This window comes from Psychromonas sp. KJ10-5, assembly GCF_055808325.1.
This window is the reverse complement of record NZ_CM147864.1, coordinates 2,845,133-2,860,369: the sequence shown is the minus strand read 5'-3', so window position 1 is coordinate 2,860,369 and position 15,237 is coordinate 2,845,133. Positions and strand designations below refer to the sequence as shown.

The window sequence follows — 15,237 nt, the reverse complement described above, 5'->3', positions numbered from 1 at the left end:
TTGCTGTTCTTTGGTTAGGTACAGCTAATATGAGTATTTTTATAATGGCATAAAGGCGCGTTATCTATTTTTTATAGATTACTCCATCACATAACTCATGAAAAACTTGTGCCAAGTATTCAATAAAATATAATTTAACAAAATCAAAAGCTTGAGGAGTATCAAATAAAGCAATTTTCTTTTTAGCACCAAATTGGTTTGTTATTGAGTTATATGCACTTTTTTATACAACCAAAAATTGTAATGAAATGAGTATTTCCTAGAGAAAGTTAATCCGGTGAAGATTGAGTTGCCATTTTTGAACTCCATAAGGTTACTTTATTACGGCCTAAGGATTTTGACTTATAAAGAGCCACATCTGCTTGATGGATTAACTCAGAAGGCGTAGTTGCATTAAATTGAACAGAAGCAACACCAAAACTACAGGTGACATATATATCGTTGAATGCTGTTAACTCAATTTTTTCACGTATTTTTTCTACGATTTTCATTGCTTGTTCTGGTTGTGTACCTGCTAAAGTAAGGCAGAATTCCTCGCCACCATAACGCACTGTAATATCATCTTTACGAATACCATTTTTCAATACTTCAGCGATATCACACAACACCTTATCTCCTATGTTATGGCCATGTATATCGTTAACCTTTTTAAAATGGTCAATATCAACAAGCACAATACAATATTCATCGTTAGGAGTTAATCCTTCAAAGACTTCATTCATGAGGTTAAATAATGCTCGGCGGTTATAACAGTTAGTCAGAGGGTCTCTTGTTGCTAACTGATCTAGTTTTTTGTTGAGTTGACGTGAGTAATTAAAACGTCGATAGATAAATAAAACGGTGAGTAAACAGATAATTAATAACGCAGTGAGTGTGGTATTCGCATACTTGTTTTTTGATAGCTCTAATTCGGCTATTTTTTGAGCTTGTTCTGAAAGAGCAACTTCACTGGTTTTTTTGGCTAATTCTAAAGCATCTCGTTGTGTTTTTTCCTTTAATAAGGCGAGTTCTCTCTCTTTCTTATGTGAATACAATTTAGCTTTAACTAACGTTAGACTTTCATCATTTTTTTGTTTTTCAATCACCTTTGATAAAGCGAGTTCTTTCTCTGCATAGGACAAAGCCGCTTTATAATTATGCTGTGCCTTTTCAGCTTTTTTTAATTTTTGATAAACATGTAACATGTGGGTTGTTGAATTAATTGTGGTGGCAAGTACTAAGGAAGATTTTAGTAACTCAATAGCTTGTTGTATGTCCCTGTCAATTAATACTTCAGCTAACGGAATCTGTGCTTTTAACTGATACAGCGTATCTTTAGCCTCCATTGCTAAGGATAAAGAGCGCTTATAAAAAATAATAGCTGCTTCATCATCATTCTGAGCATGATATATGTTGGCGATAATACGCGCCGTTATTGATTCATATAAGTGATCACCCTGTCCCTGGTAAATCTTATGCGCACGTAGAATTTTTTGTTTTGCATCTTCGTAATCTTCTGACTCAATGTCGATCACTGCCAATTCCCGCAAAGCCGAGGCTAATGTTTTTGTTTCAACTTGGTGTTCAGGGAGGTTAATGGTTAAATTGTAAAAAGACTTGGCTTGCTCGTACTCATGCAAACGAGTATAAATTAATCCCATTTGGTTGGATGTTTTGGCCAACCCTTTAGTATGGTTGAGTTGTTTATAAATTAAGTGAGATTGGTACATAAAAGACAGTGACTTTTCATATAAACCAATAAATCGATAGATGATACCTGCACCGGAAAGGGCTTTTGCTAAGCCAATCTGGTCATTGATCGACCGCTGTATGTCAATGCTTTTTAACGAGTAATCAAGAGCAACTTTATAATTTTTTAAATTTCGTTCCACCTCTGATAGTGCATTCAATGTGCGAGCCATTGACTTGTGATCTTGTATCTTTGTATAAATATCTAATGCACTTTTGTATGCTGTTCCGATGAGGGTTCGATCTTTTAACCTTTTATAAGATTCAGCGATTTTGGTAAAGGTTTCAGCCCGTTCTTTTTGTACTTTATAGTCAGATTCAGTTAAATAATTTAGTGCCTCTGAATATTGTTCAATTGAAGCGTCATATTGTTTTAACTTATATTGGCTTCTTCCTTTTACAATCAATGCCATTGCAATGGGATAAGGATGACCATACTCTTTAGCAAGGCTGATTGTGTCATTTATTTTATCTTCAACTTGATAATGAAGGCCTTCAGTGGATAGGGTATGAAGATAGTCAACCGATGCAAGAATGTGTTGTTCCTCGGCATCTATACTTTGATAAATATCTGCTGCTTGTAAAAAATGATATTTGGATTGATTGGTGTCGCTGATTCTTCTGTTTAAATCACCTAGTAGATTATGAGCATTAGCACATAGTAATGCCTCACCATTGATATCGGCTTGTTGTAATGCTTTGTTGGCAAGTTTAATACCTTTCTGTTGGTCAATAAACCGGAAAGTTTCTGCTTGTTTTAATAATTGTGTTGGTGATAAATCACTGTGCTCTACTGGTGGCGGCTTATTGGTTGCGGCATAGCTTGTATTATAAAAAAGAGTAGAGGTTAAAAATAATAAGCAGTATGAGAATAAATAAGTTAATTTAAGAAGGCCCGATATCAACTGTGGGAACTCAAGCCACATTAAACGTAAGTACTTAGTACAAAACAGATCCATATATTCTTACCTTAATATTGAGCGTTTATTTAAGGTTCGATTAACCTGTTATAAATCCACTTCTTTATTCCTAAGGAGTACTTAAATGATCAATAAACAAAATCCATTTGTTTAAGGTGAGACAATAAAATGTTTAATACCTGTATATATGGGGGGCGTTTTTACGTCTCAAATTAACATCATTATATGATCAATAATCTTTATTGGCTAGTATCTAGGTAAGGTTGGTAAAGCTTAGAAAAACTTATAAATTATTTAATAAGTAGTATCTCTTTCAAAAATATTATTTTAAGCCTTTCTTGATGATATAACGGTAGGGGATAGTGTCGGTTTGCGCCTCAACTAACTGATGTTCCATAAAACGACAAAAACTGGGTATATCTCGAGTGGTTGCTGGATCGTCAGCAATGATTTCTAACATATCGCCTGTTGCGAGTTTACGTACCGTTTTTCGAATGACCATTACTGGCTCTGGGCAGCGTAAACCTAATGCATCAAGTTGTTTAATTGTTATTTCGTTTGTCATGTTATTACCGAATCTAGCTTAAAAAGCTAATATTAACATATCCAATCTCGGCGCAAACATTATTATAACCAAGGAAGTCAGCATCCTCGGTTATAATCTTTTTTAGGTGAATAACATGCTTTATTTCGCGACTGTTTTTCTTAACAAAATTTTATTATCTAAGTTTAAATTAGTAGACCAAATAAATTGTGCATCTTGCTCTGTATTGTCAAAAATGTCGGTAAAGTTGGTATATGATTTTTTGTTATCAACACCGACAGTGTCATTACTAAAGGTTGTTGCAGCAGGCCATTGACTATCATCGTAACCTTGCTTCTCCCAACCTTTTGGTATTGCCCAATGTACTCCATATAAAACAGAAGCATCATTAGTTCCTTCTATAGTACATTGCGTTGATAAACGAGAAGTGCCAGATTCAGTTAAGCAGCTCAAGTCTGTGATTGGAGAGGTATAATAGTTTTGTGCTTTCCAAGTACTATCTGTGATGGCGATAGTTTGATCATCTGCATTTTTAAACACGGCAACAAAACCTCCATCACCAGGGTGTGCTGAAACACCACGATTAGACTCCGTACCTGTGCCTAAGTTTTCTTCCCAATCAACCGCTAATACTGCGACATCAAAAGGCTTTTTCACTTTAAATTGAATGATATTGGCATTGAATTGAGTGAAAGGAACCGGGTCTTTACCAACAGCAACGCCATTGATATACATTTCAAAATAGTTATCAGCAAATATATAAACAGTGACTATTTCTCCATCAGCATCAATTTCAATTATATCTTTTGTATCTAGTGCTGCTAAGGCTGCTTTAGCGTCGTTATATCGTTGACCATAATCGTTGTATAAATCTGGAGCAAATGGAATTTTATCATTAGTAAAGTTGACGGCCGCAGGTACTGTCCAAGTTGTATTGTCATTGATGCTTTTGATTGTTCCTATTTCTGCCACTCGACCACCTTTAGGAAATAGATTGGGTGTAGTGGTTTCCGCTATGCCGAAGGTTACTGAGCCTGAACCTTTATATTCGGCAGCACTTATTGTATTAGTTGTATGCGCTTCACTGTTATCACAGCCCTGCAAAAATAGGGTCAAACCAATTAATGTAGACGGTAAGTAAACTTTCATCATAGTAATGCCTCTTGTGCTTCGTGAGATTAATTTCATTAACGATCGACTCTATTTTTCTTTGGTGCAACACTAGGTCGTGTATTTAATGAAATTGCTATAACAACAGATTAGCATGCTTGAAGGCCAATAATATGTGTCAAATATGGAGTTTTGCTAAAACAGTTGAGGAGTGTTTGATAGAAAGGTAGCCAAAAAGAAAAAGCCCACTTTTATCTATCGACAAAAGTGGGCTGGGAATAGTAAAAATCTTGTAGAGATTAACCTGTATTACGAAGACCAGCAGCAATACCGGCGATGGTTACCATTAATGCTTGGTCAATATCTGGGTTAATTGTTTCGTTTTGTTCGCATGAACGTGAACGAGATAATAACTCAGCTTGTAACATGTTTAGTGGGTCAACATACGGATTACGTAATTTAATTGACTCTTTAATCCATGGTTGTTCTTGCATTAACTTATGATCAGGAATTGTTTCTAATACTGTTTCACGTGTTAGTTTAAGATTTTCACGCAGACGTTCACCTAAAGGCCATAGCTCTTTTGGAACTAAACGCTCTTCGTAGAATTTTGTTAATTCTTCATCTGCTTTCATGAATACCATTTCAAACATTTCTAAACGTGTATGGAAGAAAGGCCAGTTTACGTACATTTCACGTAACACCTCTTTTTTACCTTCATCTAGTAACGTTTTTAATGAAGTCCCTGCGCCTAACCAAGCTGGTAGCATTAAGCGGTTTTGACTCCATGCAAAGATCCATGGGATTGCACGTAGGCTTTCAACACCACCATTCGCTTTACGTTTCGCAGGGCGACTACCTAGTGCTAATTTACCTAGCTCTAGCTCAGGCGTTACGCTACGGAAGTAAGGTACAAAGTCAGGTTCTTCACGAACAAAGTAACGATACTCCTCGCATGATTGTTCAGCAAATTGCTGCATAACATCGCGCCATTCTTGTTTTGGTGCTGGTGGCGGCAGTAAGTTTGCTTCTAAAATAGCTGCAGTGTAAATATCTAAACTGTTGATCGCTACTTTTGGTAAACCGAATTTGAAGCGGATCATCTCGCCCTGTTCAGTTACACGTAAACCACCTTTCAATGAACCAGGAGGTTGCGATAATAAGGCTTGTTGTGCTGGAGCACCACCTCGACCGATTGTGCCGCCACGTCCGTGGAATAGAACTAGTTGAATGTCGTTATCTTCACTGATTTTGATCAATGCTTCTTGTGATGTGTACTGCGCCCAGTTAGCTGCCATTACACCGGCGTCTTTTGCTGAGTCAGAGTAACCAATCATCACATGTTGCTCTCCGCCAATGTAACCACGGTACCAGTCAACTGCATACAGGCGTTTCATTACATCTGCTGCGTTATTTAAATCATCTAGTGTTTCAAATAATGGAGCAACCGGAATACGGAATGGACAGCCCACTTCTTTTAATAATAGTTGAACTGCTAGTACGTCAGATGCTTCACGTGCCATAGATATAATGTAAATACCTAATGCTTCAGGATCTGTTTGTGCAACTACTTTACAAGTATCTAGTACTTCTTGTACGTCTGCTGAAGGCTCCCAAGCTGTAGGGATCAGTGGACGTTTACTGTTCAATTCTTGTAGTAAGAAGGCTTGCTTATCTTCTTCGCTCCAAGCATTGTAATCACCAATGCCTAAGTAGCGTGTTAGCTCAGATAAAGTATCGCCGTGACGTTCACCATCTTGGCGGATATCTAGTTTAACTAAGTTAACACCGAAACAGTTTACGCGACGTAGAATGTCTAATAATAAACCGTTAGCAATAGACTTCATGCCCATATTAACAAGTGAGTCATAACATTGTTGTAATGGCTCTTTTAGTTGTTTAGTGCTGACAATGATATCTTTAGCTGTACTATCGTGACCTTGTAATGTGGCACTTAGCGCGGTTAAAGTTTCTTTTAATTCATTACGTAGCTTGCGTAAAATAACGCGGTACGGCTCATCAGCCTCTTCACCAACAATGGCACGTAATACTGGGTCACAGTTATCCATCGATAACTCTTTCGTTAACTGCTGAATATCTTCAAGATACAAGCTAACTGCTACCCAACGGCTAGTGATTAATACTTCTTTTGTTACTTTCGCGGTTACAAATGGGTTACCGTCACGGTCTCCACCCATCCATGAAGTAAATTTGATTGGAGAAGCATCAAGTGGCAATGAAATGCCTAAACCATCTTGTAATGTTTTATCTAATTCACGGACATATTGTGGAACGGCTTCCCACAAGCTGTTTTCAATAACAGCAAAACCCCATTTAGCTTCATCAACCGGAGTAGGACGGTTTTTACGAATATCGTTGGTGTGCCATGCTTGAGTAATTAATTGCTCAAGACGAACTAATAGTTGGTCACGCTCTTTATCTGAAATATCAGTAAGTTCTAATAGGCTTAAACATTGGTTGATCGCAGTATGTTTATTGATCAGAGTACGACGTGTAATCTCTGTTGGATGTGCGGTTAATACCATATCCATTTTTAATTCAGAAACAGACTTAACAATTTGCTCTTCTGAAACGTCACTGTTTTTTAGTTTAGCAATTAAAGTTTGTAATGGATCGGGTGCACAAACTTCTGAATCACAGTGGCGAGAAATGCCATGGAATTGCTCTGCAATATTTGCAAGATTTAAGAAATGAGTAAATGCACGTGCGACAGGTAGTAATTCGTTATCGCTTAAATTAGACAGTACTTCAATTAAGCGCTCACCATCTTTCCCATTACCAGCGCGAGATGATTTAGACAGTTGGCGTATAGTTTCAATTTTCTCAAGAAAGGGTTCACCAAGATGGTCACTGATACTCTTACCTAATAATTGTCCTAATAAACCCACGTTACCTCGTAAGTTTGCATATGTTTCTGTCATCGTACTTCCTTATTATTGTAATAAAATTACATTTTTTGTAGTGGAACTAAATAAAATACCATAATGAAGCGCCTAGTCAATCAAGGTGCTTTTTCATTGTACTATTTCGATTTATTAAATAGGCATGCCTGTAACTAAATTACAGAATGCCTATTAACAACCCATTACACACAATAGCGTTGAATGAGCTTTTCTATGACCGCTTGGGTCGGTTTTACAAAAGAAAGGTCTAAATATTCGTTAGGTTGATGCGCCTGAGCAATATGTCCAGGGCCTAATACTATGGTGTCACAACCTAATGCTTGAATAAATGGCGCTTCGGTACAGTAATTCGCGCTGGTTGCTTTATTACCTGTATAAATCTCTGCATTATCAATAAGATCTGAGTGAATCGGGCACTCATAAGAAGGAATTGGTTCATGTAAATGAAACACTTCTACGCTATTGGGGTAACGTTTCTCAATTTCAGATAAAGCCTGTTTTACAGTGATAAATAATTCTGTAGTAGTAACACCTGGAATAGGGCGCATATCGATATGTAATTCACAACAACCACAAATACGGTTGGGGCTATCGCCTCCAGTGATCGCTCCAAAGTTAAGTGTTGGATACGGTACTTCAAAATGTGGATTGTGATACTTGTCTTTAAAGGTCTGTTGTACCTTTTTAAGTTCTGATAAAACCAGGTGCATGACATCGATGGCATTTAATCCTTTATCAGGATCTGAACTATGCCCACTTCTACCGGTAATGCGAATACCTTCGGACATATGCCCTTTATGCATGGTGACGGGTACCATTCCTGTTGGCTCACCAATTACTGCATAATCAGGTTTAAAGTGCTTTTGCTCTGATATTTGTTGTGCACCGGACATAGTTGTTTCTTCGTCGGCAGTCGCAAGAATACGTAGAGGCTTAGTAAATTTTTCACGCTCCATAGTTTTTAATGCTTCAATTACAAAAGCAAAAAAACCTTTCATATCAATGGTACCTAAACCGTAAAAACGATTGTCTTTTTCGGTGACGGTAAATGGGTCGGTTTGCCATTTACCTTCATCATAAGGCACGGTATCAGTATGTCCTGCTAATAATAAACCGCCATCCCCTTTGCCTAGGGTGGCAACAAGGTTGAATTTACCTGGCGCTGCAGCGACTTCTGTAATATCAATAGCGAAACCAAGATCTCCTAACCATTCTGCTAATTGGTTAATCACGGCAAGGTTACTTTGATCCCAAGAACTATCGCTTGAGCTAATAGAAGGTAGTTTTATAAGGCCTTTATATAGGTCCGTAAATGCGGGTAATGACATACTATTCCTTGAAGTTAAACTGTAAAACACTGGTACTTAGCAATAATGGAGAAGCATTTAAACACGCATTAAAATACTGCCTCGCTCATCAAATAGACTGCTCATAAGCATGTCATTGCATGTTTATTATCTGAATAAATTAAGGCTCAAAAATCGCTTCATGGCGATCTCGCTTGAATTCATTCTATGCTCGATTCACTGATAAATTAAAGCTCTTTTTATACTGTCTAATAAATAAATTATTTAGTTATTTAAAAAAAGAGCGATTTTTTGAATATTTTTTGCAATTTAAATCGCTACTAACTACTTAAATGCTCATCAAAATGACTTAATTGACTCTTTTATTGCTTACAATTTAAGTACTTAATTATTTATTTTTTTAATATTAAGTTGTTTTTAATCAGTTGCTTATTGATTTTTTTCCGTTTTTTTTAGTTCTTTAATATCTGGTTTTTTTTAACCAAACATGAATAACTTATCATTTATAGTATATTTATTCATGTTTATTGAATAAATAGTCACTTTGATTTAAAATATCGCTTTCGGCCAAAGGTAGTGATTACTTTTGTGCCTTTTGCATTTATTTATTATCTCTTAAGTCAGTAATGAAACAGGAATTTTCTTTATGTTAAAAGCAATCGTGGTTGGAGCAAGTGGTTATACTGGTGCTGAATTAGCGCAGTTTTTAACTCGTCATCCAAGTATTGAGTTATCAGGACTATATGTTTCAGAAGGTAGCTTGGATAAAGACAAAAAGATCTCTGAGTTATATGGCAATTTACGTGGTTGTGTTGATTTACCATTACAACCACTGGGTGTAAGTGGCATTAAAGCGGCTTGCGAAAATATTGATATTGTTATACTGGCTACTGCGCATGAAGTCAGCCACGACTTAGCGCCTCTTTTTTTAGCTGAAAATACCGTTGTATTTGATCTATCTGGTGCTTTTCGAGTGCAATCAACAGGCTTTTACGAAAAATACTATGGTTTCACACACCAATATCCTGAATTATTAGAAAAAGCGGTTTATGGTTTAGCTGAATGGAATGCCGAGCAAGTTAAAACAACTGACTTAATCGCTGTACCAGGCTGTTACACGACAGCTTCGTTAACGGCGCTTAAGCCTTTATTTGAAGCTGGCTTAATTAAACAAGGTATCAAGCCAACTATTAATGCAACCAGTGGTGTAAGTGGTGCTGGACGTAAAGCGAGTGTAGTAAGTAGTTTCTGTGAAGTTAGTTTGCAACCATACGGCGTGTTTACACATCGCCATAAACCTGAAATTGATCAACATTTAGGGACTAGTGTCGTCTTTACGCCGCACCTTGGTAGTTTTAAACGTGGTATTTTAGCGAGTATCAATGTTGTGTTAAATGAAGGTGTTACTGTAGAGCAAGTGAGTCAAGCTTACCAAAGTGCCTATGCAGATAAGCCAATTGTACGCTTAATGGAAGGGACATTACCTGCACTTAAAAACGTAGTAGGGACACCATTCTGTGATTTAGGTTGGGCGGTTGATGGCGAAGACTTAGTAGTATTTAGTGCAATTGACAACTTATTAAAAGGTGCTTCTTCGCAAGCGATGCAATGTATTAACCTGCGTTTTGGCTTTAATATTACGACTTCAATTTTATAAGGCGGTTAGTGATGACACAACAACAAAAACCGTTACTTATTAAGCTAGGCGGAGCAGTATTAGAAAACAACCAAGCATTAACGAATCTTTTTTCTGCGTTAACTGCTTATTTAGCAATACAACAACGTCCATTATTATTGGTGCATGGCGGCGGTATTATTGTTGAAGATGTACTTAATAAAATGAACATCAAAAGTGAAAAGAAGAATGGTTTGCGTATTACACCATTCGATCAAATTCCTTATGTTGCAGGTGCATTAGCGGGTACATCAAATAAACTATTAATGGCAAAAGCATTACAAGCAGGTTTGTCTGCGGTTGGTTTATCATTAGCTGATGGTTTTAGCTGTTCAGTGAAACAGATGGATCCAGACTTAGGGGCTGTGGGGGTTTGTAGCCCAAATAACCCAGCGTTAATTAATAGCCTATTAGCAGGTGATTTTTTACCTGTTATTTCGTCAATTGCAATTGGTGAAGATGGTAATTTATACAATGTAAATGCAGACCAAGCTGCTATTGCTATTTGTGAGCTGGTGGGGGCTGAATTAGTCTTTTTATCAGACGTAGATGGCGTATGGGATGCTAATAAACAAGTGATCTCTGAATTAAATACTCAACTGGCAGATAAATTAATTGCTGAAGATGTGATTCAAGATGGCATGGCGGTGAAAGTCAAAGCTGCATTACAAGCTGCCGATGAGCTAGGTTATGTGATGCTAGCAAGTTGGAAGAACCCAGAAAATTTAGTCTCATTGCTAGCAGGTAAAGCAGTGGGTACAAAAGTAATTAAATAAAGTAGAGATTAATCATGGATAATTTATTAACCGGAATGGAAATGACTCAGCAACAGGCGTTGGATCTGATTGCATTGGGTAAAGATTTAAAAGCAAACCCAAGTAAATATGCACAATCTCTTGCAGGTAAGAGTGTTGTAACTTTATTTGAAAAACAATCACTACGTACACGTGTTACGTTTGATATCGGTGTTAATAAACTAGGCGGCCATGCTGTTTATTTAGATCAAACTAATGGTGCAATGGGGAGCCGTGAAGACGTTAAAGACTTTGCTGCAAATATCTCTCGTTGGGCTGATTGTATTGTGGCACGAGTATTTGACCATAATACATTGCTAGAAATGGAAGAGTTTGCATCAGTACCTGTGATTAATTCACTTTGTGATTTATACCACCCATGTCAAGGGATGGCAGACTTTTTAACTATTTCGCAAAACTATGATGATTTAAGTCAGGTTAAATTAGCGTATATTGGCGATGGTAACAATGTTACTCATTCTTTATTCATTGCAGGTGCCATTTTAGGTGCAACCGTGACTGCGGTTTGCCCTCTTGGTCATAGTCCTGATGCACAAATTATGAAAAAAGCAGAAGAGATTGCTAAACAAACTGGTGCGACTATTTCTGTGACTAATAATATCGATGATATTCAAGGTTACGATGTGGTTTACGGTGATACTTGGCTATCAATGGGTGATGACACACCATTAGAACAAATTAAAGCTAAATTTATGCCTTATCAGATCAATCAAGCTTTGCTTGACCACACTGGTATTAAGCATGTTTTACACTGTCAACCTGCACATCGTGGTTTAGATATCACTTCAGATGTAATGGACGGCCCAGCTTCATTGATTTTTGATCAAGCTGAAAATAGAATGCATATTCAAAACGCAATTATGCTTACCCTAATTAATAAACAGAAATAATTGAGAAAGGAAAACAATTAATGAGCCAGGTTAAAAAAGTAGTTCTCGCTTATTCAGGCGGCTTAGATACATCAGCGATCATTCCATGGTTAAAAGAAACGTATGATGATTGTGAAATTGTTGCGTTTTGTGCCGATGTTGGCCAAGGTGAAGAAGAGTTAGTAGGTTTGCATGAGAAAGCAATCGCTTCAGGTGCATCTGAATGTCATATCGTTGATCTAAAGGAAGAGTTTGTTAAAGACTATATCTACCCAACGATCGCATCTGGCGCAGTATACGAAGGTACTTATTTACTAGGTACATCAATGGCGCGTCCAATCATTGCTAAAGCACAAGTTGAAGTTGCATTAAAAGTAGGTGCTGACGCAGTTTGTCATGGTTGTACTGGTAAAGGCAATGACCAAATCCGTTTCGAAAGCTGTTTCGCTGCTTTAGCACCAGAGCTAAAAGTAATTGCACCATGGCGTGAGTGGGATATGGTATCTCGTGAAGACCTACTGGATTATCTTGCAGAGCGTGATATTAAAACAACTGCTTCTGCGACTAAAATCTATAGCCGTGATGCAAACGCATGGCACATCTCTCATGAAGGTGGAGAGTTAGAAGACCCATACAACGAGCCAAGTAAAGGTGTTTGGACATTAACAGTGGATCCACTTGATGCGCCAAATGAGCCAGAATACGTAACATTAAAAGTTGAAAATGCACGTGTAACTGCTGTTGATGGTGTTGAGCTATCTCCATATGACGCACTAATGTTATTAAACGAAAAAGCAGCAGCACACGGTGTTGGTCGTATTGATATTACAGAAAACCGTACTGTCGGTATGAAGTCTCGTGGTTGTTATGAAACACCGGGAGGTACTGTTATGGTAACTGCACTTCGTGGTATCGATGAATTAGTACATGATAAACCATCTCGTCGCTGGCGTGACCAAGTGGGCCAAGAGTTTGCTCACTTAGTATATGACGGTCGTTGGTTCACTCCATTATGTGGCTCTTTATTAGCAGCGTCTGAATCATTAGCAAAAGATGCTAATGGTGAAGTGGTTGTTCGTTTATACAAAGGGCAAGCAGTTGCGGTTAAGAAGAAATCACCAAACAGCTTATACTCTGAAGAGTTTGCTACGTTTGGTGACGATAATGTTTATGACCAAAAACATGCTGAAGGTTTCATCCGTTTATATTCACTGTCTAGCCGTATTCGTAAGCTAAACAGTAACAAATAAACAAAATATGTTATAAAATTCCTGCCTCGATTTTCGGGGCAGGAATTTCTATTTATAAGCGCTTTTAAAAAGAGCCTTTATAAATAGCATTGTAATATTACCAATCCCTTAATTAATGGATTTGGTTCACTACCAAGTCAGAATGGAGTAACAAATGGCACTATGGGGCGGACGTTTCAGTCAAGCGGCAGACACAAAGTTTAAATTATTTAATGATTCATTAAAATTCGATTACCGTCTTGCTGAACAAGATATTATAGGTTCTATTGCCTGGTCTAATGCCTTGTTATCAGTTGATGTATTAACTGTTGAAGAGCAAAAAAGTATTGAAGTTAGTTTGAACGAACTGTTGGAGTCAGTACAAACTAATCCTGAACAGGTATTACAGTCAGATGCAGAAGACATCCACTCTTGGGTAGAAGGTCAATTAATCAATAAAGTAGGCGACTTAGGTAAAAAGCTACATACAGGCCGTAGCCGTAATGACCAAGTTGCAACCGATTTAAAACTTTGGTGTAAAAAAACGGCTAAAGAGTTAATTGCTCACTTAGAACAACTTGAAGCAAAACTAATCGAATTAGCGCGTATTCATCAAGGTGTTATATTACCGGGTTATACCCATCTTCAACGTGCACAACCTGTTACATTTTCTCACTGGTGTTTAGCTTACCTTGAAATGTTAGAGCGTGATCATAGCCGTTTAGAAGGTTGTGTTGAGCGTATGGATACTTGTCCATTAGGTAGTGGTGCTCTAGCGGGTACTGCTTATGCGATGGATCGTACTGCACTAGCTCACTCACTAGGCTTTGAAAGAGCAACGCGTAATAGTTTAGATTCAGTGTCAGATCGTGACCATGTTGTTGAACTAATGAGTTGTGCAACATTATCTATGGTGCATTTATCACGTATGGCTGAAGATTTAATCTTCTATAACAGTGGTGAGTCTGCCTTTATTGAAATGTCTGACTTAGTCACTTCTGGCTCATCATTAATGCCTCAGAAGAAAAACCCAGATGCAATGGAGTTAATCCGTGGTAAATCAGGTCGTGTATTTGGTTCATTAGCTGGTATGTTAATGACATTAAAAGCACTGCCTTTGGCTTACAACAAAGACATGCAAGAAGATAAAGAAGGCTTATTTGATGCGCTCGATACATGGGGCGACTGTTTAGAAATGGCATCAATGGCCTTAACAGACCTTAAAGTAAATGAAGAACGTACCAAAGAAGCAGCACAGGGCGGTTACTCTAATGCCACCGAGCTTGCTGATTATCTAGTTGCAAAAGGTATTCCTTTCCGTGAAGCACACCATATTGTAGGTGTAGCAGTTGTTGCTGCCATTGAAAAAGGTGTCCCGTTAGAAGATCTTACTGTGGCTGAATTTAAACAATTCTCTGATGTAATTGAAGAAGATGTGTATCCAACATTAACATTAGAAGCAACATTAGCGGCACGTGTAGCATTAGGCGGTGTATCGCCTACACAAATTGAACATGCATTAACTGAAGCTGAGAAACGTTTAGCGGAACGTGATAGTTCAAGTGTAGTGATTAGACCTGCTTGTATCGATGATGTTGAGCGTATCGAGCAAATGGTTAATCATTGGGCTGAAAAAGGTGAGAATCTACCAAGAGATAATGCAGACCTTACCCATTCAGTAGATGAATTTGTTGTTACAGAATTGGACGGGAAAGTTACTGGTTGTGGTTCAGTACATGTATATGACACCGGATTAGCTGAAATTCGTTCATTAGGTATCGAACCTGGTTACGAAGGTCGTGGTCAAGGTAGTGCTATTGTTAATCTACTAGTGAAACGTTCTGAAAAACTAGAAATTAAACGCCTATTTGCACTGACTCGTATGCCTGATTTCTACATGAAACAAGGATTTAGTCCGGCAAGTAAAAAAACAATGCCTGAAAAAGTATTAAAAGATTGTGCAATGTTTGTGAGTGAGCATGCTAATGATGAAAAAGCATTAGAGTTAAACTACAAAACAAGCATGTTGCTACAAAAAGAGATGAGCAAAAGCTAAGAACTCTACTTTATATAAGCAATAGTCAGTTTAATCTTAAGAAAACTAAAGAGTGCAGCC

10 protein-coding genes are annotated in these 15,237 nt (G+C 37.6%); 5 read left to right on the top strand and 5 right to left on the bottom strand.

The window, feature by feature from the left end:
* Window positions 1-269: 269 nt before the first annotated feature.
* From AC0L3W_RS12520 to argE, 5 genes are all read right to left on the bottom strand, one after another.
* A complete protein-coding gene (locus tag AC0L3W_RS12520; RefSeq protein WP_409440376.1) occupies window positions 270-2,687 on the bottom strand; it encodes a tetratricopeptide repeat-containing diguanylate cyclase in 2,418 nt (805 codons plus the stop codon).
* A gap of 283 nt (window positions 2,688-2,970) precedes the next feature.
* On the bottom strand, window positions 2,971-3,213 hold the full coding sequence (gene tusA / locus AC0L3W_RS12515; RefSeq protein ID WP_290041670.1) for a sulfurtransferase TusA: 243 nt from the start codon (window positions 3,211-3,213) through the stop codon (window positions 2,971-2,973).
* 120 nt (window positions 3,214-3,333) lie between these two features.
* Entirely contained in the window at window positions 3,334-4,344 is a 1,011-nt protein-coding gene (locus tag AC0L3W_RS12510; protein WP_409440377.1) for a hypothetical protein, read from the bottom strand.
* A gap of 257 nt (window positions 4,345-4,601) precedes the next feature.
* Window positions 4,602-7,244 carry a phosphoenolpyruvate carboxylase gene (gene ppc, locus AC0L3W_RS12505; protein WP_290041666.1) on the bottom strand — a complete coding sequence of 881 codons (2,643 nt, stop codon included), beginning with the start codon at window positions 7,242-7,244 and terminating at the stop codon, window positions 4,602-4,604.
* A gap of 164 nt (window positions 7,245-7,408) precedes the next feature.
* On the bottom strand, window positions 7,409-8,554 hold the full coding sequence (gene argE / locus AC0L3W_RS12500) for an acetylornithine deacetylase (RefSeq protein WP_290041665.1): 1,146 nt from the start codon (window positions 8,552-8,554) through the stop codon (window positions 7,409-7,411).
* 625 nt (window positions 8,555-9,179) lie between these two features.
* On the opposite strand from argE, the gene argC reads away from it, so the two are divergent.
* The 5 genes from argC (at window position 9,180) to argH (ending at window position 15,177) form a co-directional block, all read left to right on the top strand.
* Entirely contained in the window at window positions 9,180-10,190 is a 1,011-nt protein-coding gene (argC, locus tag AC0L3W_RS12495; RefSeq protein ID WP_409440378.1) for an N-acetyl-gamma-glutamyl-phosphate reductase, read from the top strand.
* An 11-nt stretch (window positions 10,191-10,201) separates the two neighbouring features.
* Window positions 10,202-10,984: an acetylglutamate kinase gene (argB, locus tag AC0L3W_RS12490; protein ID WP_290041662.1), complete on the top strand. Its 783-nt coding sequence runs from the start codon at window positions 10,202-10,204 to the stop codon at window positions 10,982-10,984.
* A 14-nt stretch (window positions 10,985-10,998) separates the two neighbouring features.
* On the top strand, window positions 10,999-11,913 hold the full coding sequence (locus tag AC0L3W_RS12485) for an ornithine carbamoyltransferase (RefSeq protein WP_290041659.1): 915 nt from the start codon (window positions 10,999-11,001) through the stop codon (window positions 11,911-11,913).
* Window positions 11,914-11,933: 20 nt separating this feature from the next.
* The gene (locus tag AC0L3W_RS12480; protein WP_290041657.1) at window positions 11,934-13,142 is read left to right on the top strand and encodes an argininosuccinate synthase; all 1,209 of its coding nucleotides are present in this window, start codon (window positions 11,934-11,936) and stop codon (window positions 13,140-13,142) included.
* A 154-nt stretch (window positions 13,143-13,296) separates the two neighbouring features.
* A complete protein-coding gene (gene argH, locus AC0L3W_RS12475; RefSeq protein WP_290041656.1) occupies window positions 13,297-15,177 on the top strand; it encodes an argininosuccinate lyase in 1,881 nt (626 codons plus the stop codon).
* Window positions 15,178-15,237: the final 60 nt, after the last annotated feature.

Coding starts and splice junctions, on each gene's coding strand:
- AC0L3W_RS12520 (WP_409440376.1), bottom strand. CDS start 2,687: ATGGATCTGTTTTGTACTAAGTACTTACGTTTAATGTGGCTTGAGTTC.
- tusA (WP_290041670.1), bottom strand. CDS start 3,213: ATGACAAACGAAATAACAATTAAACAACTTGATGCATTAGGTTTACGC.
- AC0L3W_RS12510 (WP_409440377.1), bottom strand. CDS start 4,344: ATGATGAAAGTTTACTTACCGTCTACATTAATTGGTTTGACCCTATTT.
- ppc (WP_290041666.1), bottom strand. CDS start 7,244: ATGACAGAAACATATGCAAACTTACGAGGTAACGTGGGTTTATTAGGA.
- argE (WP_290041665.1), bottom strand. CDS start 8,554: ATGTCATTACCCGCATTTACGGACCTATATAAAGGCCTTATAAAACTA.
- argC (WP_409440378.1), top strand. CDS start 9,180: ATGTTAAAAGCAATCGTGGTTGGAGCAAGTGGTTATACTGGTGCTGAA.
- argB (WP_290041662.1), top strand. CDS start 10,202: ATGACACAACAACAAAAACCGTTACTTATTAAGCTAGGCGGAGCAGTA.
- AC0L3W_RS12485 (WP_290041659.1), top strand. CDS start 10,999: ATGGATAATTTATTAACCGGAATGGAAATGACTCAGCAACAGGCGTTG.
- AC0L3W_RS12480 (WP_290041657.1), top strand. CDS start 11,934: ATGAGCCAGGTTAAAAAAGTAGTTCTCGCTTATTCAGGCGGCTTAGAT.
- argH (WP_290041656.1), top strand. CDS start 13,297: ATGGCACTATGGGGCGGACGTTTCAGTCAAGCGGCAGACACAAAGTTT.